This window comes from Parabacteroides sp. 52 (genome assembly GCF_010500925.1).
In the GTDB taxonomy this organism is placed as follows: domain Bacteria; phylum Bacteroidota; class Bacteroidia; order Bacteroidales; family Tannerellaceae; genus QVMG01.
Genome location: NZ_QVMG01000001.1, coordinates 20,936 through 41,429 on the forward strand (window position 1 = coordinate 20,936; position 20,494 = coordinate 41,429).

Sequence of the window (20,494 nt, forward strand, 5' to 3'; positions counted from 1 at the left end):
AATAGATATATATAATGAGGAAGATTATTTTCTTATTTATTCTTATAGTAGCTACCGGAATTACTTATTTACAGGCAGCGGATGTTGTCTTTAAAGCAATAGCTCCGGAAGCAGTAGTCGTAGGGGAACAATTCCGGTTAACCTATACCGTAAATGCCGAAGCAAAAGATTTACGCGTACAGGGGGAGATGTCGGATTTTGACGTATTGATGGGACCAACCCCTTCGACGTCTTATAGTTCAAGTTGGGTGAATGGTAAAAGTTCCAGTGAGGTATCCAATTCATTTACGTATATTCTGATGGCAAAGAAGGAAGGTACATTTAATCTTCCTCCGGCAACGATCAAGGTGAATAATTCGACTTACACCTCCAACGGGGTGACTGTCAGGGTATTGCCGCAAGATAAAGTCAATGAAGCTGCATCCCAGAATCAAGGAAATGCATCCGGCGTATCTGATAAGGATATTTTTATGCGTATGCATGTTTCCAGCCGGAATGTTTTTGAGCAAGAAGCTATACTGGTTTCATTCAAATTGTATTTCATTGTAGCACCGGCTATTGAAAATCTGAAATTCCCCGAATTTGAAGGTTTTTGGGTGCAGGAGATAGAACAATCCAAAGACGGAATACAAACCAAATTGGAAAATTATAATGGACGGAATTACCAAACAGCGGTATTGAAACAAGTGTTATTATTTCCCCAGCGACCGGGAAAACTTACTATTGAAGGTGGAACATATGATGTAAATGTACGTGTGGCTCGTCCCCAGCAAAGGTCACGTAGCTTATTCGATGACTTATTCGATAATATGTACACCAATGTAAAGAAAACCTTAACTACATCGCCTGTGACAATTGATGTGAAAACATTGCCTTCCGGAAAGCCGGCATCCTTCTCAGGAGATGTAGGGAATTATACGATGACATCAAGTATCAATGCAACGAATCTGAAAGCGAATGAAGCGATCACAATTAAAGTAAAGATTGCAGGAACAGGGAATATCAAACTTATCAAGAGTCCGGAAGTGAAATTCCCGAATGATTTTGATATCTATGATCCCAAAGTAACACCGGATGTAAAAATAACCTCTGCAGGTGTCAGTGGTAGTAAAACAATTGAATACATGGCCATCCCCCGTTTTGGCGGTGATTTTGAGATTCCGGCTATTCAGTTTTCGTATTTCGATCCTAAGGCAGGATCTTATAAAACACTAAATAGTGAACCCTATAAAATCCATGTGGAAAAAGGAGAAGGAGATGTTGCAGCCGGTCCGGCAGTAACGAATTTTACGAATCGGGAGAATGTTCGTTTTTTAGGACAGGATATACGTTTCCTTAAAGTAAAAGGAGTCTCTTTTGTCTCTACTGATGATATTTTCTTCGGCTCTTTTATGTATTATATGTGTTATCTGATTCCGGCACTTTTGTTTATTGTCTTTTTCTTTATCTATCGCAAACAAATAAAAGACAATGCCAATATCGCCTTGGTACGAACGAAGAAGGCGAATAAAATGGCTGTGAAACGTTTGAAGAATGCCGGCAAACTGATGAAAGAAAATAAAAAGGAAGCATTTTATGATGAAGTATTACGTGCTTTGTGGGGATACTTAAGTGATAAGTTAAATATACCCCAGTCGGCTTTGTCCAAAGATAATGTGGAGACAGAATTATCTAAATATGGGGTAGATGAAGTATTGATCAGAGAGTTTATGGATATTCTGAATACTTGCGAATTTGCACGTTATGCCCCCTCTCAGGCGTCGGATGCCATGGATAAATTGTATGAACTGACAGTGGATGCCATTGGTAAAATGGAAAACACAATTAAAAAGTAAAAAGATGAAAACTGGAATATATATGAAAAAGATACTCTTGCTTTTATTGATTCAATACTTGGCAATACCATTATATGCCCAGGAGGCTAGACTAAAGGAGGCAGAGACATCCTATTCTCAGGGAGAATATGCCCAGGCTATTGAACAATATGAATCTCTATTGAAAGAATATGGAGAATCTTCGCAAGTCTATTACAATTTGGGAAATGCCTACTATAAAACAGGGCAGGTAGCACCGGCTATATTAAATTATGAACGGGCTTTGTTACTGGATCCGGGAGATAAGGATATCCGGTTTAACCTTCAAATGGCCAAAGAAAAGACGATTGATCGGATCGAACCGATAGGGGAGTTTTTCTTAATGAAATGGTTTCATTCCATTCAGAATATGGGAGCTGCTGATTCTTGGGCAAGGATGGGGATTGTAAGTTTTATTCTGTTTATAGGTTGTCTTCTCTTGTTTTTCTTCTCTCGTTGGCTGCGTCTGAAAAAAACTGGGTTTTACCTGGGAGGTTTTTTCTTACTTATAGTCATAGTCAGTAATGTGTTTGCACATAATCAAAAAAGAGAACTGAAAAACCGTACCGAAGGTATTGTCTTTTCCCAAACAGTCACTGTTAAAAGTTCACCGGATGCCAGTGGTACAGATCTTTTCATTTTGCATGAAGGAACGAAAGTATCTGTTAAAAGCACATTGGGTGAATGGAATGAAATAGAGTTAGAAGATGGCAATATAGGATGGATGCCGAAAAAAGATATTGAAATAATCTAATACATGCTGGAAAGAATACTGGATTATGAACGGGAATGGTTCTTTCTGTTAAATGGTAGTGATTCTGCCTTTCTGGATCATGTCATGTGGCTGTATTCCGGAAAGATCGTTTGGCTACCTCTGGCTTTCTTTCTTCTGATCGTATTGGTTTATAAGAAAAATTGGCGGGAGTCACTATTGATTCTCTTAGCCATTGCTTTGGTGGTAACCTTATGTGATCAATTTGCTTCCCATCTTATCAAACCTTCCTTTTTGCGTTTTCGTCCGACGCATCATCCGGCATTTATGCATGAGGTTCAAACCGTATTCGGGTATAGAGGCGGATTGTATGGGTTTATCTCCAGTCATGCAGCGAATGCTTTTGGTTTTGCTATGTTTATGACCCTGTTGTTTAGATACCGTCCTTTATTTACAACTGTTATCTTCCTATGGGCTATGATTACAGCCTATACGCGCATTTACCTGGGAGTACATTTTATTACTGATATCATACCGGGAGCCATTGCCGGAATAGTTTTCGGATATCTGGTCTACCATTTATACATATATGTCCGGAAAAAGCTCTTGGGAAGAGGAGGAAAAGACTTACCTGCTCCTGCTTCTTTGTATTCAATTACCCGCCAACGTCTTATCGTATGGGGTATTTTCCTTACGGTAGTCATGCTGATGATATTCCATACGCAATTGGTCGCTTTATTGAGGTAGAGGTAATGAATTTCATGCCGTAAAGCATGTTAATTTTGAGATTATTAATTTGTCCTACTAACATATATTGATTAAGTTAGTGGCATAATAAGAAACAAGAATATAAACCTTATAAATAAAGAGACCATGACAAAAACAATCACTTTTAATGAGTTACGTAAGCTGAAAGACAGTCTACCCGACGGAAGTACTCACCGTATAGCAGATGAATTAGGTTTATCTGTCGAAACTGTTCGAAATTATTTTGGGGGACAAAACTTCAAAGATGGTAAAAGTTGCGGTATTCATATGGAACCAGGACCCAATGGAGGATTAGTCGTTTTAGATGATATAACCATATACGAACGTGCTTTGGATATATTGGCAGAGAGCCAGGATACATCTGAAGTGCCGCAAGCGTAACCCGTTGACAACATAGTATGAAGTCCCACAGCTACCATGAAGGCTTTGGGACTTTTTTGTAACTTTTTATTTGTCGAATTTGTTTAATGTATATATAATAAAAAAGTGTAATCATGGAAGATAAATTAATAACAATAGCCATTCATACCTATGAAAAGGCTCAGATCTTGAAAACGATCCTGGAAACAGAAGGGATAGAGGTGTATATTCATAATGTGAATCAGATACAACCGGTTATCTCAGCAGGGGTACGTGTACGAATAAAAGAGAGTGACCTGCCGCATGCCCTGCGCATTATTGAGGATACCCAATGGGCAGTAGATTCACCGGAAAAGGAGGGGAAAGAGGATAAACAAAAAAAGATTCTCATACCGATAGACTTCTCTGACTATTCGATAAAAGCCTGTGAGATAGGATTGAATTATGCATACGAGATGAAAGCGGAAGTGATGCTTATGCATGCCTATTTTAGCCCTTATTTTCCATCCGCAGTGCCTATTGGTGATTCATTGGTCTATCAGGTGAATGAAGAAGAATCGGTCTCTCAGATATTGAAACGGGTACAAGTGGATATGGAAAACCTCTGTACACTGATAAAACGGAAAATAGAAGCAGGAGAACTCCCCAAAGTCAAATACGACTATATTTTACGGGAAGGATTGCCCGAAGAGGAAATTATTGCTTATAGCAAAGACTATAATCCAACCTTGATAATAATGGGTACACGCGGGAAGAATCAGAAAGAAATGGATTTGATTGGAAGCGTTACCGGAGAAGTTATCGAAGCAAACAGGATCCCCGTTCTGGCTATTCCGGAAAATGTACCTTTTACCGATCTAAAGGAGGTAAAGAATATCGGATTTGCCACTTCTTTCAATCAAAAAGATCTATTATTGTTTGATAAATTCATGGAGATAATAAAAGGATACAATCCGCATATCCATTTATTTAATGTGTCGACAAGTAAAGATGAGTGGAATGAAATACGTTTGACAGGTGTGACGGAATATTTCAAAAAACAATACCCGGATGCGAATATCTCTCATACCGTTTTGGCAGATGGGGACCTTCTTTTAGCTGTAGAGAAATTTGTTCGTGATAATCATATTGATATCCTGACGATAAGTACCCAAAGGCGAAATATCCTGGCCCGCATGTTTAATCCGAGCATGGCTCGGAAGATGCTATTTCATACAGATACTCCTTTATTAATCATGCATACCTGATTTTTAAAGTCTCGGATAAAAAAAGACTGAATCTCATGAACAAAAGATATTTTCTTTTGTTTTAATAGTAAAGAGAATTAGTTAGTAGTATTTGTTTTTTCATATAAGTAGAGTTTGTTATTTGTTGTCCGTATATAGCTGTGAAGTTGTATACGGATTCTTTTTTTTGTAATAAACAGCTTTTTTCCGTGATAAAATAAAATTGCTGACGATTGTCGGCAAAATTGCCGATATACGTCAGCAATTTTGCCGATATATATCAGCAATTGTGTCGACAATTATCAGCAAAAAAATAGAGACGGCTACACTTTTTATTTGGGTTCCTTTGTGAATTCTGATTGCTGCAGATCCGGGATTCCGGAAACGTAATGACACAAAAAAAGTCGCTGTTTAAGCGACTTTTGCGGAAGCGGCGAGATTCGAACTCGCGGATACCTTGCGATATCGTCAGTTTAGCAAACTGGTGGTTTCAGCCACTCACCCACACTTCCTTCAATGTTAGTTTTGCTAAAATTGCGTTGCAAAGATAGGCCTATTTTTTAATAAACAAAGCTTTTTGCGTCTATTTTTAGAGAAAAAGATGCTACTTTTGTGACCTAAATCTGATAGTCAACGAGTTAAAATATATGGAAAAGTGGGACCGTGTGAAGAGAATCATCAAGTGGAGTGTACTTTTATTGGTTTGCGCCTTCTTGATAGGCATTGGATGCTGGGGATATAGGCAAGTTATGGGTCCCAATTTCATGTCTGAAGAAACGGTATATATATATGTGGACAGGCAGACGGATTTTGATGCTCTTTGTCTGCAGTTACAAGATTCGGTTACTGTGGAACATATAGAGACTTTTGAAATATTGGCTGAGATACTGGAATATCCGGATCTGATGCGGACAGGACGTTATGCGGTAACTCCCCATATGAGTAATATGGAACTTTTAAATAAATTGCGTCGGGGGCAACAGACGGCTACGCGCATCACCTTTCATAATATCCGTTTCTTGGAAGATCTGACAAAGCGACTGGAAGAACAATTGATGCTGAGCGCCTCTGATTTATTGAGTCGACTGGAAGATCCGGCTTATTGCGATTCTTTAGGATTCAACACGGAAACGATTAAGTCCATGTTTCTGCCCAATACGTATGAAGTATACTGGAATATATCTGCGGACGGCTTTTTAAACCGGATGAAGAAAGAATATGATAATTTCTGGACAGAGCAGCGACGTAAAAAGGCGGAAGCTATCGGATTAACTCCCGTTGAAGTATCCATCCTGGCGTCTATAGTTGAAGAAGAAACAGCTGTAGCGGATGAATATCCTGTTGTTGCAGGTTTGTATATCAATCGCTTGCAACGGGGCATGTTGTTACAGGCTGATCCGACAGTGAAATATGCGGTAGGAGATGTCACCTTGCAACGCATACTCTTTGTGCATCTGGAAGTAGACTCCCCTTATAATACGTATATCCATCCCGGATTACCTCCAGGTCCTTTGCGTATCCCGAGTATAAAAGGTTTGGAAAGTGTGTTGAATTACACCAAGCACCATTACCTCTATATGGTAGCTAAAGAAGACTTCTCGGGACGTCATAATTTTGCCACGACATTGACAGAGCATAACCGGAATGCAAACCGGTATCGTTCCGAGCTAAACAGAAGGAAGATTCGATAACATTTCATCTTTTTTATGCGGTAAAAAGCGTATCTTTGTCAACCGATTATCGTAAATAGTCAACAATTTGAAAAACATTATATATGGAAAAGCATCTTTTTTTAGGGGATGAAGCCATTGCGCAAGCAGCAATCGACGCCGGACTTTCCGGTGTATATGCGTATCCCGGTACCCCTTCTACAGAAATCACCGAATATATCCAGGCATCTCCTGTAGCCAAGGAAAGAGGGATTCACAGCCGCTGGAGTACCAACGAAAAAACAGCAATGGAGTCTGCCCTGGGTATGAGTTATGCCGGCAAACGGGCATTGTGCTGTATGAAACATGTCGGTCTGAATGTGGCCGCTGATTGTTTTATGAATGCAGCTATGAGTGGTATCCATGGGGGAATGATTATTATTACCGCCGATGACCCTTCTATGCACTCGTCTCAAAACGAACAGGACAATCGTTTCTACGGTAACTTTGCGATGATACCGATCCTGGAGCCTTCCAATCAACAGGAAGCTTATGATATGGTATATGATGGCTTTGCCCTTTCTGAAAAATTGGGTTATCCTATCCTTTTACGTATAACTACCCGTATGGCCCATTCACGGGCAGGGGTGGTGACTCGTCCCAGACAAGAGCCCAATAAACTTCATACTCCGGAAGATGGACGTCAACGCTTTGTTTTGCTTCCAGCCTTGGCGCGTAAGCGTTATAAAGTATTGTTGGAAGCACAGGACATATTTACCGAATCGTCGGAGACTTCAGGATATAATACATACTTTGATGCGCCCCGCAAAGAATTGGGTATTATAACTACCGGTATTGCATTCAACTATTTATCGGAAAATTATCCGGAAGGGTTTGAACATCCTGTATTGAAGATCACTCAATATCCTTTACCGAAAAAGATGGTAGAGAAACTGGTCAGTGAATGCAAAGAGATACTGGTATTGGAAGAAGGCTTTCCAATCGTTGAAGAACAACTGAAAGGCTTCCTGGGGAAAGGAATTACCGTACACGGTCGCTTGGATGGTACATTGCAACGGGACGGAGAATTGAATCCGGATGCTGTCGGTAAGGCTTTGGGTAAAACGGTTACTCATTATTATAATATACCTGAAGTGGTTGAACAACGTCCGCCGGCTTTATGTCAGGGTTGTGGACACCGGGATGTATATGAAGCCCTGAACGAGGTTTTGTTGGAATATAACGGAGCAGCCAAAGTATTCAGCGATATCGGCTGTTACACCTTAGGAGCTTTGCCTCCTTTCCGGGCTATAGATACCTGTATCGATATGGGAGCATCCATCACCATGGCCAAAGGAGCAACTGATGCAGGATTGTTTCCGGCTGTTGCCGTAATCGGGGATTCGACCTTTACCCATTCGGGAATGACCGGCTTATTGGATTGTGTGAATGAAGAAACACATATAACCATTGTTATTTCCGATAACGAAACGACCGCCATGACCGGTGGGCAGGATTCAGCCGGAACCGGACGTCTGGAAGCTATATGTGCAGGCATAGGGGTAGATCCCGCGCATATCCGGGTGATGATTCCTTTGAAGAAGAATTTCGAAGAAATGAAATCCATAATTCGGGAAGAGATCGCATATAAAGGTGTATCGGTGTTGATTCCACGCCGTGAGTGTATTCAAACATTAGCAAGAAAGAAAAAAGCAGCAAAAAAATGAAGATAGATATAATTTTATCGGGAGTAGGAGGACAGGGTATCCTCTCCATTGCAGCGGTAATTGGTGAAGCGGCGCTGAAAGACGGTTTGTATATGAAACAAGCAGAAGTACACGGAATGAGCCAGCGGGGAGGGGATGTGCAATCCAACCTGCGCTTATCGGATAAGCCGATAGCCTCTGACCTTATTGCTTTGGGACAGGCAGACCTGATTATATCCCTGGAGCCTATGGAGAGTCTTCGTTACCTGCCTTTCTTGAAAAAAGAGGGGTGGCTGGTGACCAATTCACAACCCTTTATCAATATTCCGAATTATCCGGAGATAGAAAAGGTACAGGCAGAATTGGATAAGTTGCCTCATAAAGTCGTATTTGATATAGAAGCAATAGCCAGAGAAGCCGGTTCGGCACGTGCAGCCAATATTGTGATGTTAGGAGCTGCTGCTCCTTTTATAAATATTGAATTTTCTAAGTTAGAAGAGGGTATTCGCTCTATTTTCGGACGGAAAGGGGAAGAAATCGTAGAAATGAACCTGAAAGCGCTGAGAGCTGGTTATGAGTTGGCGCAAGGAATGCAATAAGACACAACAGAAAGAAAGAAAAAAGAGGCTTTTTAGAAAGCCTCTTTTTTTTGATATCAATTGGTTTTGTAAGTATATTTTTCTTTTGAGTTTATCGGACTGAATACCACAATAAAAGAAGCCAGGCAACAGCATAGGAAGGCTACGCCTACTGTCAAAATAGAGCCGTCACTGATGGCGTTGGATATGAGCGAACAAATGAAAGCAACCATCAACTGGATGGAGCCGAAGAGAGCCGATGCTGTACCGCTATTATGAATGAATGGAGTGATTGCTAATTCTGTAGTCGTCGGGAATAATATACCGATAGGAAAGACATAAAAGAACAAAACGAAAAGGATCGGTATGATACCGGCATTCATATACATTGTGATAAGCAATATGACACTGGCTATGCCCATGAACAATAAAGCCTGTTTGACCAGTTTGTTTGTCGGTATATGTTTTTGCAGGACAGTGGTCAGGTAAGAGCCAATCATCAGTCCCAAAGCATTTATACCGATAACGAGACTGAATATATTACCGGAAAACCCACCATACTCCATGATCAGGAGAGGACCGTTCGCTACATATATCATCAGAGCTCCGTTGGCTAATCCTGCCAAAAGAGAGTATACAAGGAATTTTCTAACCTTTAATATATCCCAGTAGCTTCGCCATACATTATTATGTTTGTTATCCTGTCGGAAGGTGTATGTCTCCGGCAAACCCAAAAGTGTCAGGAGAAATAAGGCTACTCCCAGAACAACCATGGCATGAAATAAACCAATCCATTCGAAACGATTTAATACGGCATTACCGATAGCCGGAGCCAGAATGGGAGCCACTCCCATAATCAATGCCAACAGGGCAAATATCTTAAGCGTATTGGTTTTATCAAAATAATCCGTTACCACTGCACGGGATATGACAACCCCGCCACAACCGCCAATTGCCTGAATGAAACGAACTACCCATAGCTGTTCGATGGTTTCAACAAACAGACAGGCTACCGAAGCCAGTATAAAGATAAAGAGGGAGAGGAGTATCGGCTTTTTTCTGCCGAACCGATCCGCTAAAGGACCCCATATTAATTGTCCGATAGCAAAACCACCCAGGAAAGTCGAAAGAGAGATTTGTACTGCAGCCATAGGGGTGGAGAAGGCTTCTGCTATCTGAATAAAGCCGGGCAGATACATATCAATACAAAGGGGCTCAAGGGCCGTCAACAGGGAAAGGATAAGGATCACTATCCATTGCATCCAGGTGAAATTTTTCATTGCTTTTTTTGGGGTACAAAAGTAAATATTAATAACGGAAGAACAAATTCTATGGATTAACTGTTAAACAATATGGAAGAAGTCTTTATGCATACTAAAAAGCCTTAAACAGTTGTTATTTGGAACATTAAAGATGCAATATAGACTTTCGATATACGTTTTTAATAATGTATATTTGAAAAGTAATTAAAACTGATATTGAGATGAGGATAGCATTGGTATTAGATCAGAAGAGACAAGATGAAGTCGATAGGCATGTCAGTCAAGTGGTTATTTTCACTATCGAAAACGACAAAGTGATAGGAGTGGAGAATGAGACGATAGATGCAACCAAGCAGTATTCTCTATCCTTATGGGCGCTCACCAATAAGGTGAATGAAATTTATGTTTCAAAGGTGGATGATTGGGTAAAGATGTTATCTCAAATGATGGGGGTGAATATAAGAGCGTATGATGAGTTACGCGATGATAAGTTATTCCAGACATTCATCTTATAACAGCAGGCTGGAACTGTCCTGAAACGGTTCCAGTTTGCTTCCAAAAAAAGGAGGCTGTTTCAACACGAAACAGCCTCCTTTTTTTTATCCATGCCTAAAGGCAATGAGGGGTATTATCTTTTTTTCTTTTGTTGCTCTTTTTGTTTCCGCAACTGCTCTTCCTGCATCTTTTGGGCATCTTCCAAACGCTTCATGAAGCTGGATTTCTTTTGCGGTTTCTTTTTATTTGCTTCCAGTTTAGCCAATAACTTTTCTTCATTTATAAAGAAACGGAAAGCGATTGTTTGCATAATGGTCATCAAGGTAGAGATGAAATAGTAATAGGTCAATCCGGATGCATACTGGTTAAAGAATACCAGGAACATCAACGGCATTACATACATCATCGCCTTCATACCTGGCATTTGTTGTTGCCCGGTATTGGTCATTTCCATATTAAACTTGGTATAGAATATCTGTACGATAGTCATCAAAAGACAGAACAGACTGATGTGATTTCCGAAATAGGGAGTGATAATAGGTATATACGCATCCCAACTGAAGATCGCATCATAGGTTGATAAGTCTTTTGCCCATAAGAAACTTTCATGGCGTAATTCGATAGCCGAAGGGAAGAACATGAACATCGCAATCAGGATAGGCATTTGTAAGAGCATCGGTATACATCCGCTCATCGGACTGGCTCCGGCTTTACTATATAACTCCATCGTTGCTTTCTGACGTTCCATGGCTTTCTCCTGTCCGGGATATTTCTCGTTAAGAGCTTCTACCTGCGGACGCAATACGCGCATCTTGGCGGAAGAGATATAAGATTTGTAGGTCATCGGGAAGATGACAATCTTTATGATTAATGTCAACAGGAAGATAATCAATCCGTAACTGGATAAATGTCTACCTAAGAAATCAAATACAGGAATGATAAAGTACTGATTGATCCAACGGAATACACTGGCTCCTAAAGAAACGAGTCTTTCCAGATCCAATTGATCTTCTTTGGCAACATCTTTGTCGTATTCTTTTAACTTGGCATAATGGTTCGGACCAAAGTAGAATTGGAGGTTCGTTGCTTCTCTGCCTTGTATATCGAATGGTACAGATGTTGTAGTCTTATAATGTTTAAGGTACCCATTGGTAGTCAACGTTTTTGACTCCAGGGTAGTTGATTCGAATCCTTCATTATGTGCGATCAGGACAGTAGAGAAGAACATATCTTTATAACCGATCCATTTCAAACGGTTAGATAGTTTTTTACTGTCGCTTTTTCCTTCACTCAGGCTTTCCACATCATCTGCCATAAATTTATAATGCAATGCAGCATAACGGTCTTCAAACTTCTTGCCTTTTTCCTGTTGACGGATATCCTGTTCCCATACCAGGTCAAGTGCATTGGTGCTAGGGGCTAATACCCCATTCAAACCAACGCCTTTGATAGAATAGGTCATCATATAATCATCCGGTTTCAGTTCGTAGACAAAGTCTAAATAACTGTCCACCCCTGCGGACATCCGCATGGTTACCTGATTCGGTTCATTTCCTTTTATCGGAGTAAAATAAAGATCCCGTGTATTAACAACCCGGTTGGTAGCCGTAACTAATGTGAAATCGAAGACAGATTCTTTCTCATCAAATAAAACCAATGGCTTGCCTTCGTAAGTGTCATATTCTTTCAAACGAGCCCAAACGACACGTCCGCCTTTATGGCTCAGGTGTATTTCCAATAATTCGTTTTCCAATACAACATATCCATCGGTACCATGCATGGCATTCGCGAATACGCCATAATTGTTTTCCAGACGTGCCTGAAGTATCGAATCAGAAAGCCCGGCTGCCAGTTCTTCTCCCTGAATGACTCCGTTTTCTTGTTTTTGAATTTCTATTTGTTGAGCATATTCAACTTGAGCGATTGAATCTTGATAGCGTCTTTGGGCTTCGATTTGTTCAGGAGATGGTTTATTTAACCAGGTAAAAGCAAACAAAACAACCCCTATAAGCAGGAAGCCTATTATTGTATTTTTATCCATTTATATTAGTCGTTTTTTTTATTTGCAATAGCCGCCTTTACGAAATCAAGGAAAAGTGGATTGGGGTTTACTACAGTACTTCCATATTCCGGATGGTATTGTACCCCGACAAACCATTTTAAGGAAGGTATTTCTACAACTTCTACCAGGTTTGTTTCCGGATTCATGCCCACACACTTCATGCCGGCTTTTTCGAAACGGTCTTTGTATTCACTATTGAATTCGAAACGGTGACGATGACGCTCCTGTATATTCTCTTTCCCATAAGCATTATACGCTATGGAATCTTTCTGTAAAACACAGTCATACGCTCCCAGACGCATAGAACCACCCATGTTGGTTACATTTTTTTGTTCTTCCATCAGGTCGATTACTTTATGCGGGGTGTTGCGTTCCATTTCTGTGGAGTTGGCTTTCTCTAATCCCAATACATTGCGGGCATATTCGATCACCATACATTGCATACCCAAACATATACCAAAACAAGGTACATCGTTCTCACGTGCATATTTGATCGCCGAAAATTTACCTTCGATACCGCGTTGACCAAAACCAGGAGCAATCAGTATACCATCCATGCCTTTCAACATTTCGGCAGCGTTTTTATCATTGATCTTTTCCGAATGCACCATATGCAGATCCAATTTCCGATGATTGTAGATAGCAGCCTGCATCAACGATTCGTCAATGGATTTATAAGCATCCTGTAATTCTACATACTTACCCACCAAGGCGATCTTGACACTTTGGGTAGCTGTACTTTTCATATCCAGGAAAGCCTTCCACTGTTTCATGTCTGAAGGTTTGTCTGCTTCCATACCTACTTTGCGTAGAACAATTTCGTCCATTTTCTGACGTTGTAACACCAATGGTACTTCGTAGATGGTAGGTACATCGATTGATTGGAAGACGGAATCCCCTGCCACATTACAGAAAAGGGCGACCTTGCGTATCAACTCCGTATTCAACTCCTGTTCCGTACGTAAGACAAGCATATCCGGTTGGATTCCCAATTCTTGCAATTGTTTGACAGAATGTTGGGTCGGTTTGGTTTTGAATTCTTTAGCTGCTGCGATATAAGGAACATATGTCAGATGCACACAGAGGCAATTCTTGCCCAGTTCCCATTTCAACTGACGCACACTCTCTATATAAGGAAGGGATTCAATATCACCGACAGTACCACCAATTTCCGTGATGACAAAGTCAAATTTATATTTAGAACCAAGCAATTTGACATTGCGTTTGATTTCATCTGTAATATGCGGTACCACCTGAACCGTTTTTCCCAGGTAATCCCCTTTGCGTTCTTTATCGATCACACTTTGATAAACCCGTCCGGTCGTAATATTGTTGGCTCGCGTAGTCTGCACGTTCAAGAAGCGTTCGTAGTGTCCCAGGTCAAGATCCGCTTCATGTCCATCCACGGTCACATAACATTCTCCGTGTTCGTATGGATTTAATGTACCCGGATCCACATTGATATATGGGTCAAACTTCTGAATAGTCACTTTGTATCCTCTGGATTGTAACAGTTTGCCCAAAGAAGCGGAAACAATCCCTTTTCCCAGGGAGGAGACCACGCCACCTGTTACAAAAATGTACTTAGTATCAGTCACGTTAGTAATATTTTAATTTCGTTATTGGCTCGTTTGCTTTAAAAAGTGCAAAGTTAATTAATTTCATCCATACCACCCAATGTCCAGAGGATAAATTCCTCTTTCGTGTGCATATTGGATACCTTAGGAAATAATTATAACTTGCGCCCCGAAATTAAGATAAAAAGGAAATTGTTTATGCATTATAATAGTCCGAGAGAGATAGCCCTAAAGTTTGCGGAAGCTGGAATGAAAAAGAGTAAATTGTCTTTCACTCAATTTGCTACAATCGCTATATTGGGTGGCGCTTTTATCGCTTTCGGAGGTTTATTATCGGTAATGGTTGCCGGGGGGATGCCTGGTATAGGGACCGAAAATCCGGGATTGATAAAATGCATTGCCGGCTCTCTTTTTCCGATAGGGCTTATCATGGTATCCGTTACCGGAGCAGACCTGTTTACAAGTGATTGCACAGCCTTTACCTTGCCTTTGTTGCAAAAGAAATTGCCTGTGATGAGTTTTCTGAAATTACTTGCCTATTCTTATATTTTCAATTTTGTTGGAGCCCAACTTGTTGCTTATCTATTTTCGTCGGGTATAGGATCCTTCTCTCAGGATCCCTGGCAAAGTTATTTACATCATTATGCAGCGGCTAAAGTCAATCAAGACTTTTTGACTGTTTTCATCAAAGGCATCGGAGCGAACTGGCTGGTTTGCCTGGGTATGTGGATGGGATATGCCTCGAAAGATATTATCGGAAAGTGTATAGGTATATGGATTCCTGTAATGCTTTTTGTTACATTGGGTTATGAACACTCTATTGCCAATATGTTTTTCATGCCGGCTGCGATTTATTCCGGTGCAGATATCCTGTGGAGTGATTTTATCATACACAATTTGATCCCGGCAACCCTGGGTAATCTGATCGGTGGAGCTGTTTTGGTAGGCTGTGTTTATTGGTATTTATACCTAAAAGATTGAATTTTCTCCTCCCATACCTATATGTAGTTATTTGACTGTTTTTCAGTCCCCATATATAGGGATTTTATCTGTTGATAGATAAAGCCTATTCTTTTATTGTTTTTTCTCCAAAAACAAAGCCCTATCTTTGCAGTGTGTTTAGTATTTTTTTAGAAGAATAATATTATGAATAAAAAAGAGAGTTGGAAAGGCTTCGAAGGTGAAGTGTGGAAAAGAGAGATTAATGTAAGAGATTTTATACAACGTAATTATACGCCTTATATCGGTGATGACTCCTTCTTGGAAGGACCTACAGAGAAGACAAACAAGATCTGGGAAAAGTTAACCGGAATGTTTGAAGTAGAAAGAGAGAAAGGAGTCTATGATGCAGAACCCAAACTACCCCAAGGAATAGACACTTACGGTCCCGGATATATTGACAAAGAGAACGAGGTCATTGTCGGTGTGCAGACAGATGCCCCTTTGAAAAGAGGTATATTCCCTAAAGGAGGGGTGCGTATGGTGGAAAATGCCCTGAACGCTTATGGTTATCAACTGGATCCGGCAACCAAAGAAATATTTACCAAGTACAGAAAAACACACAATGAGGGTGTTTTTTCTGTTTATACAGATGAGATGATGGCTGTTCGTAAATCGGGAATTATCACCGGTTTACCCGATGCTTATGGGCGTGGACGGATTATCGGAGACTACCGCCGGGTGCCTTTATACGGAACAAAGGCGCTGTTGGAAGAGAAAAAGAAAAGCATGGAGCGTCTCGATATCCAGGAAATAACGGAGGTGATTATTCAGCAACGCGAAGAGATCGCCGATCAGATCAATGCATTAAAGGCATTCGAAAAGATGTGCTCCAGCTATGGCTTTGACGTAAGCCAGCCGGCAACGACAGCCAAAGAAGCCGTGCAATTTCTTTATTTTGCCTATTTGGCTGCCGTAAAGGATCAGGATGGGGCTGCCATGTCATTGGGCCGTACGGCTACTTTCCTCGACATATATATAGAAAGAGATTTAAAAGCGGGTATCCTGACAGAAAAAGAAGCGCAGGAATTGATCGATCAGTTTATCATCAAACTTCGTATCGTTCGCTTCCTTCGTACTCCGGACTATAACGATTTATTCTCCGGTGACCCGGTTTGGGTAACAGAAGCTTTAGGAGGACAAGGGGTAGACGGTCGCTCTTTGGTGACAAAGACATCCTATCGTTACCTGCATACACTCACGAACTTAGGTCCGGCTCCGGAACCTAATCTTACGGTTTTGTGGTTCAATAATGCTCCGGAAAACTGGAAACGTTATTGTGCCAAAGTATCTATAGAGACATCTGCCCTTCAGTATGAAAACGACGACTTGATGCGTCCTGATTATGGAGACGACTATGGTATTGCCTGTTGTGTCTCTCCGATGGTTATCGGAAAGCAGATGCAATTGTTCGGTGCCCGTGCGAATCTGGCAAAATGTCTGTTGTACGCAATCAACGGGGGACGGGATGAAAAAAGCGGTGTGCAGGTTTCTCCCATTTACGAACCGGTACGCAGCGAATACCTGGATTACGAAGAGGTAATGGTTAAATTTGAAAATATGATGCGCTGGCTGGCCAAAGTATATGTGAATGCCTTGAAAGTGATTCATTATATGCATGACAAATACGCTTATGAAGCCTTTGAAATGGCATTACATGATGCCAATGTGGAGCGTATCCGTGCCACCGGTATTGCCGGTCTTTCTATTGTTGCCGACTCCTTGGCCGCTATCCGGGATGCCAAAGTGAAAGTAATTCGGGATGAAAGAGGACTGGCTGTCGATTTTGAACGGGAAGGGGAGTATGTACCTTTTGGTAACAACGACGACCGGACAGACGAAATAGCGATAGAGATCACGGAGAAATTTATGGATTACCTGCGTCAACACCAGACCTACCGGAATGCCGTTCCGACACAATCCATCCTTACCATTACCTCGAATGTGGTATATGGTAAAAAGACGGGAGCAACACCTGACGGACGTCCTGCCGGAACTCCTTTTGCTCCGGGAGCAAACCCAATGAACGGACGGGATACCAAAGGAGCTATTGCTGCCTTGGCTTCGGTGGCCAAACTGCCTTTCCAACATGCACATGACGGAATCTCTTATACGTTTGGCATATCTCCAGCTACTTTAGGTAAAGATATACCCACCCGTATAGACAACCTGGTAGGTTTGTTGGATGGATACTTTACCCCGGATGGCGGACAGCATCTGAATGTAAATGTCTTTGACAAAGAATTATTAATCGATGCGATGAATCATCCGGAGAAATATCCGCAATTGACCATCCGTGTATCCGGTTATGCAGTGAACTTTGTCAAACTGACAAAAGAGCAACAACTGGATGTGATATCAAGAACGATCAATCATTCCCTTTGATCTTTAGATAGAAATTATTTTTGTTATGTAAAGCAGGCAGTAAACATATGGGTACTGCCTGCTGTTTTCTTTACAAAAACACATATAGACATACCCTTATGCATACAATCAAAGGCAACATACATTCTCTGGAGAGTTTTGGAACAGTAGATGGTCCTGGCATACGTTTTGTCGTTTTCTTGCAAGGCTGCCCCCTGCGTTGCCTGTATTGCCATAATCCGGATACATGGGAAGTGAATACACCTGGCAAATACCTTATGACAGCTTCCGAATTAATGACAGAAGTATTGAAGTATAAGAATTATATAAAAAAAGGGGGAGTTACCCTGACAGGAGGAGAGCCTTTGGTGCAGGCCGCATTTGTCAAGGATTTTTTTGCCCTTTGCCAAAACGAAGGCATCCATACGGCATTGGACACCTCCGGTTATATATATAATGAGAAAGTCAAAGAAGTTTTGTCGTATACAGATTTAGTCTTATTGGACATAAAAGCAATCGATCCGGATCTGCATCAGAGCGTAACAGGAGTAAAGATAAATAACACCTTGAAATTTCTGGATTACCTGGAGGAACAACATATTGACACCTGGATCCGGCACGTAATTGTTCCCGGCCTGACCGACAAAGAGCAAGACCTGGAAAGACTGGCAGAATACCTGACGCATTATACGGTTATAAAAAAAATAGAACTTCTGCCTTACCATGTAATGGGAATACATAAATATGAACAAATGAATCTCTCATACAAATTGGAGGGGGTAGAGCCCCTTTCTGTCCACTCGTTGGCAAAAGCGAAACAGCTATTCGAGAAATATCATCTTCCTTTATAACCTTTCTGTTTTTCACCCTCTTTTTTCGAAAAAGAAACAAATGTCATTATTCCTTGTTATGGATAAAGAATAATGTCTACCTTTGCGCCCGAATTGGTTCCGGCCTGTCTTTTCGGATAGGCGGATTAAAAGGGAATTAGGTGAAAATCCTGGACAGTCCCGCTGCTGTGAAGCTCTAATAAGCCTTGAAACAACACTTTTGCCACTGTTCCGGATAATGGGACGGGAAGGCTTTCAGGGAAGAGTCAGTCAGAAGACCTGCCATTCGTGTCAAAAGGCTGTTGTTCTCGTGGGTTAGAGTAGCAGTGTCGTCATGATTATTGTATATAAGTAAAAATAGGTATTCGAAAATGGAATGGATTAATGATTTGTTGTGGGGGCATGGAATAGCTCACTCTATTCTTCTCCTTGCGGTGGTGATTGCTTTAGGTATTCAGTTAGGGAAAATCAAGATCTTTGGTATTTCTTTAGGTGTTACATTGGTGCTTTTCGTAGGCATATTCCTGGGGCATTTTGGGTTCTCGATAGATGCAGAAGTACTTCATTTTATCAAAGAATTTGGTTTGATACTTTTTGTCTTCTCTGTTGGGATGCAGGTAGGACCCGGTTTCTTTTCTTCTTTTAAACAAGGAGGTATTACATTGAATTTATTGGCCTGTGGCATTGTTCTTTTGGGGGCTGTCACGACATTGGTTATACATTATATAACGGGTACGCCTATGGCGACGATGGTCGGTGTGATGTCCGGAGCGGTCACCAATACCCCCGGACTGGGAGCGGCTCAACAAGCCTTTACCGATTTGTTTGGTCATACGGATGATACGATCGCATTGGGATATGCTGTTGCTTATCCGTTGGGGGTAGTAGGTATCATACTCTCTATGTTACTCGTTCGTTATATCTTCCGCGTGAACTTGCAAAAAGAGACCGAACGAATCTGCCAGGAAGAAAACAAACAGATACAGGGAGCTACAGCCATCTCTTTGGTCGTAAAGAACCCAGCTATTTTTAACAAAAATATCATCCAACTTTCAGAGTTATTGAAACACCGGGAGTTTGTAATTTCCCGTATCATGCATCATGATACGCATAAGGTGAGTATTGCTTCCGGAGCAACGGTTTTGCAGGAGGATGATAAGATTTTTGTGATCACGACCGAAAAAGATGCCGAGACGATTAAGACCTTTGTCGGACAAGAAGTGGGCATGGATCGGAAACAATGGATTCCGGCAGAAAGTAAGCTCATCAGCCGGCGCATCCTGGTCACAAAGCCGGAATTGAATGGAAAACGATTGGGAGAATTGCAATTACGTAATTTACATGGAGTGAATATCACGCGTATCAATCGTTCCGGCGTGGATCTGGTGGCTATGCGTGGATTAAACCTGCAGATAGGCGACAAACTGACTGTTGTCGGTAGTGAGCCTGCTATTGCTAAGGTGGAAGAGATTTTAGGTAATTCGATGAAACGTTTGAATGAACCCAACCTGATCACTATTTTTATTGGTATTGCTTTGGGGGTATTCTTAGGAAGTATACCGATTATGTTCCCGGGTATTCCCCAACCGGTAAAATTGGGATTAGCCGGTGGACCGTTGATCGTAGCTATCCTGATCAGCCGTTTCGGTTATAAATACAAACTGATCACGTATACGACACAAAGTGCGAACCTGATGTTGCGCGAAGTCGGCATTGCCCTGTTCCTGGCTTGTGTGGGAATTGGAGCCGGTGGCGGTTTTGTGGATACCATTGTCAATAAAGGCGGTTTTACCTGGATAGGATATGGTTTTGCCATCACAACGATTCCTTTGTTACTTATCGGTTTTGTCGGACGTTATTTCTTTAAACTCAACTATTTTTCCTTGATGGGACTTATGGCAGGAAGCATGACAGATCCCCCAGCATTGGCTTATTCCAATACGACTGCCGGAAACGATGCCCCGGCGGTAAGTTATGCTACCGTTTATCCGATAACGATGTTTTTGCGGGTATTGGTGGCACAGGTATTGATTCTCTTTTTCTATGCCTGACA

At 41.3% G+C, this 20,494-nt stretch carries 16 protein-coding genes, 1 tRNA gene and 1 riboswitch; of the genes, 13 read left to right on the top strand and 4 right to left on the bottom strand.

The window, feature by feature from the left end:
* Positions 1-14: 14 nt before the first annotated feature.
* The 5 genes from D0T51_RS00095 to D0T51_RS00115 all read left to right on the top strand — a co-directional run bounded on the left by D0T51_RS00095 (position 15) and on the right by D0T51_RS00115 (position 4,940).
* On the top strand, positions 15-1,835 hold the full coding sequence (locus tag D0T51_RS00095; protein ID WP_163723678.1) for a BatD family protein: 1,821 nt from the start codon (positions 15-17) through the stop codon (positions 1,833-1,835).
* 4 nt (positions 1,836-1,839) lie between these two features.
* The gene (locus D0T51_RS00100; RefSeq protein ID WP_163723680.1) at positions 1,840-2,607 is read left to right on the top strand and encodes a tetratricopeptide repeat protein; all 768 of its coding nucleotides are present in this window, start codon (positions 1,840-1,842) and stop codon (positions 2,605-2,607) included.
* Between the two features lie 3 nt (positions 2,608-2,610).
* Positions 2,611-3,312 (top strand): phosphatase PAP2 family protein, encoded by a 702-nt coding sequence (locus D0T51_RS00105; protein WP_163723682.1) that lies wholly within the window; start codon positions 2,611-2,613, stop codon positions 3,310-3,312.
* 126 nt (positions 3,313-3,438) lie between these two features.
* Positions 3,439-3,714 carry a DNA-binding protein gene (locus D0T51_RS00110; RefSeq protein WP_163723683.1) on the top strand — a complete coding sequence of 92 codons (276 nt, stop codon included), beginning with the start codon at positions 3,439-3,441 and terminating at the stop codon, positions 3,712-3,714.
* A gap of 113 nt (positions 3,715-3,827) precedes the next feature.
* A complete protein-coding gene (locus tag D0T51_RS00115; RefSeq protein WP_163723685.1) occupies positions 3,828-4,940 on the top strand; it encodes a universal stress protein in 1,113 nt (370 codons plus the stop codon).
* Between the two features lie 404 nt (positions 4,941-5,344).
* Here the strand turns inward: D0T51_RS00115 and D0T51_RS00120 are convergent.
* Positions 5,345-5,431: transfer RNA gene (locus tag D0T51_RS00120), tRNA-Ser, on the bottom strand.
* A 135-nt stretch (positions 5,432-5,566) separates the two neighbouring features.
* Between D0T51_RS00120 and mltG the strand changes: the two genes are divergently transcribed.
* From mltG to D0T51_RS00135, 3 genes are all read left to right on the top strand, one after another.
* Positions 5,567-6,610 carry an endolytic transglycosylase MltG gene (gene mltG / locus D0T51_RS00125; protein WP_163723687.1) on the top strand — a complete coding sequence of 348 codons (1,044 nt, stop codon included), beginning with the start codon at positions 5,567-5,569 and terminating at the stop codon, positions 6,608-6,610.
* A gap of 83 nt (positions 6,611-6,693) precedes the next feature.
* The gene (locus tag D0T51_RS00130) at positions 6,694-8,295 is read left to right on the top strand and encodes a thiamine pyrophosphate-dependent enzyme (protein ID WP_163723688.1); all 1,602 of its coding nucleotides are present in this window, start codon (positions 6,694-6,696) and stop codon (positions 8,293-8,295) included.
* Positions 8,292-8,873: an indolepyruvate oxidoreductase subunit beta gene (locus D0T51_RS00135; protein ID WP_163723690.1), complete on the top strand. Its 582-nt coding sequence runs from the start codon at positions 8,292-8,294 to the stop codon at positions 8,871-8,873. Before D0T51_RS00130 ends, D0T51_RS00135 begins: the two co-directional genes overlap by 4 nt.
* 56 nt (positions 8,874-8,929) lie before the next feature.
* Here the strand turns inward: D0T51_RS00135 and D0T51_RS00140 are convergent, their stop codons facing one another.
* Positions 8,930-10,132 (bottom strand): multidrug effflux MFS transporter, encoded by a 1,203-nt coding sequence (locus tag D0T51_RS00140; RefSeq protein ID WP_163723692.1) that lies wholly within the window; start codon positions 10,130-10,132, stop codon positions 8,930-8,932.
* Between the two features lie 203 nt (positions 10,133-10,335).
* Between D0T51_RS00140 and D0T51_RS00145 the strand changes: the two genes are divergently transcribed.
* Positions 10,336-10,629 (top strand): hypothetical protein, encoded by a 294-nt coding sequence (locus D0T51_RS00145; RefSeq protein WP_163723694.1) that lies wholly within the window; start codon positions 10,336-10,338, stop codon positions 10,627-10,629.
* A 113-nt stretch (positions 10,630-10,742) separates the two neighbouring features.
* On the opposite strand, the gene yidC is transcribed toward D0T51_RS00145, so the two are convergent.
* A complete protein-coding gene (yidC, locus tag D0T51_RS00150) occupies positions 10,743-12,650 on the bottom strand; it encodes a membrane protein insertase YidC (protein ID WP_163723696.1) in 1,908 nt (635 codons plus the stop codon).
* A gap of 5 nt (positions 12,651-12,655) precedes the next feature.
* Complete coding sequence (locus tag D0T51_RS00155; RefSeq protein WP_163723697.1) at positions 12,656-14,269, bottom strand: CTP synthase; 1,614 nt, start codon at positions 14,267-14,269, stop codon at positions 12,656-12,658.
* Positions 14,270-14,446: 177 nt separating this feature from the next.
* On the opposite strand from D0T51_RS00155, the gene D0T51_RS00160 reads away from it, so the two are divergent.
* The 4 genes from D0T51_RS00160 to D0T51_RS00175 all read left to right on the top strand — a co-directional run bounded on the left by D0T51_RS00160 (position 14,447) and on the right by D0T51_RS00175 (position 20,492).
* Positions 14,447-15,229, top strand: coding sequence for a formate/nitrite transporter family protein (locus D0T51_RS00160; protein WP_163723700.1), 783 nt, complete (start codon positions 14,447-14,449; stop codon positions 15,227-15,229).
* A gap of 165 nt (positions 15,230-15,394) precedes the next feature.
* A complete protein-coding gene (pflB, locus tag D0T51_RS00165) occupies positions 15,395-17,632 on the top strand; it encodes a formate C-acetyltransferase (protein ID WP_163723702.1) in 2,238 nt (745 codons plus the stop codon).
* A 98-nt stretch (positions 17,633-17,730) separates the two neighbouring features.
* On the top strand, positions 17,731-18,462 hold the full coding sequence (gene pflA, locus D0T51_RS00170; protein ID WP_163723704.1) for a pyruvate formate-lyase-activating protein: 732 nt from the start codon (positions 17,731-17,733) through the stop codon (positions 18,460-18,462).
* 77 nt (positions 18,463-18,539) lie between these two features.
* Positions 18,540-18,743: riboswitch (cobalamin riboswitch) on the top strand.
* Between the two features lie 69 nt (positions 18,744-18,812).
* A complete protein-coding gene (locus D0T51_RS00175; protein WP_163723706.1) occupies positions 18,813-20,492 on the top strand; it encodes a putative transporter in 1,680 nt (559 codons plus the stop codon).
* Positions 20,493-20,494 lie beyond the last annotated feature (2 nt).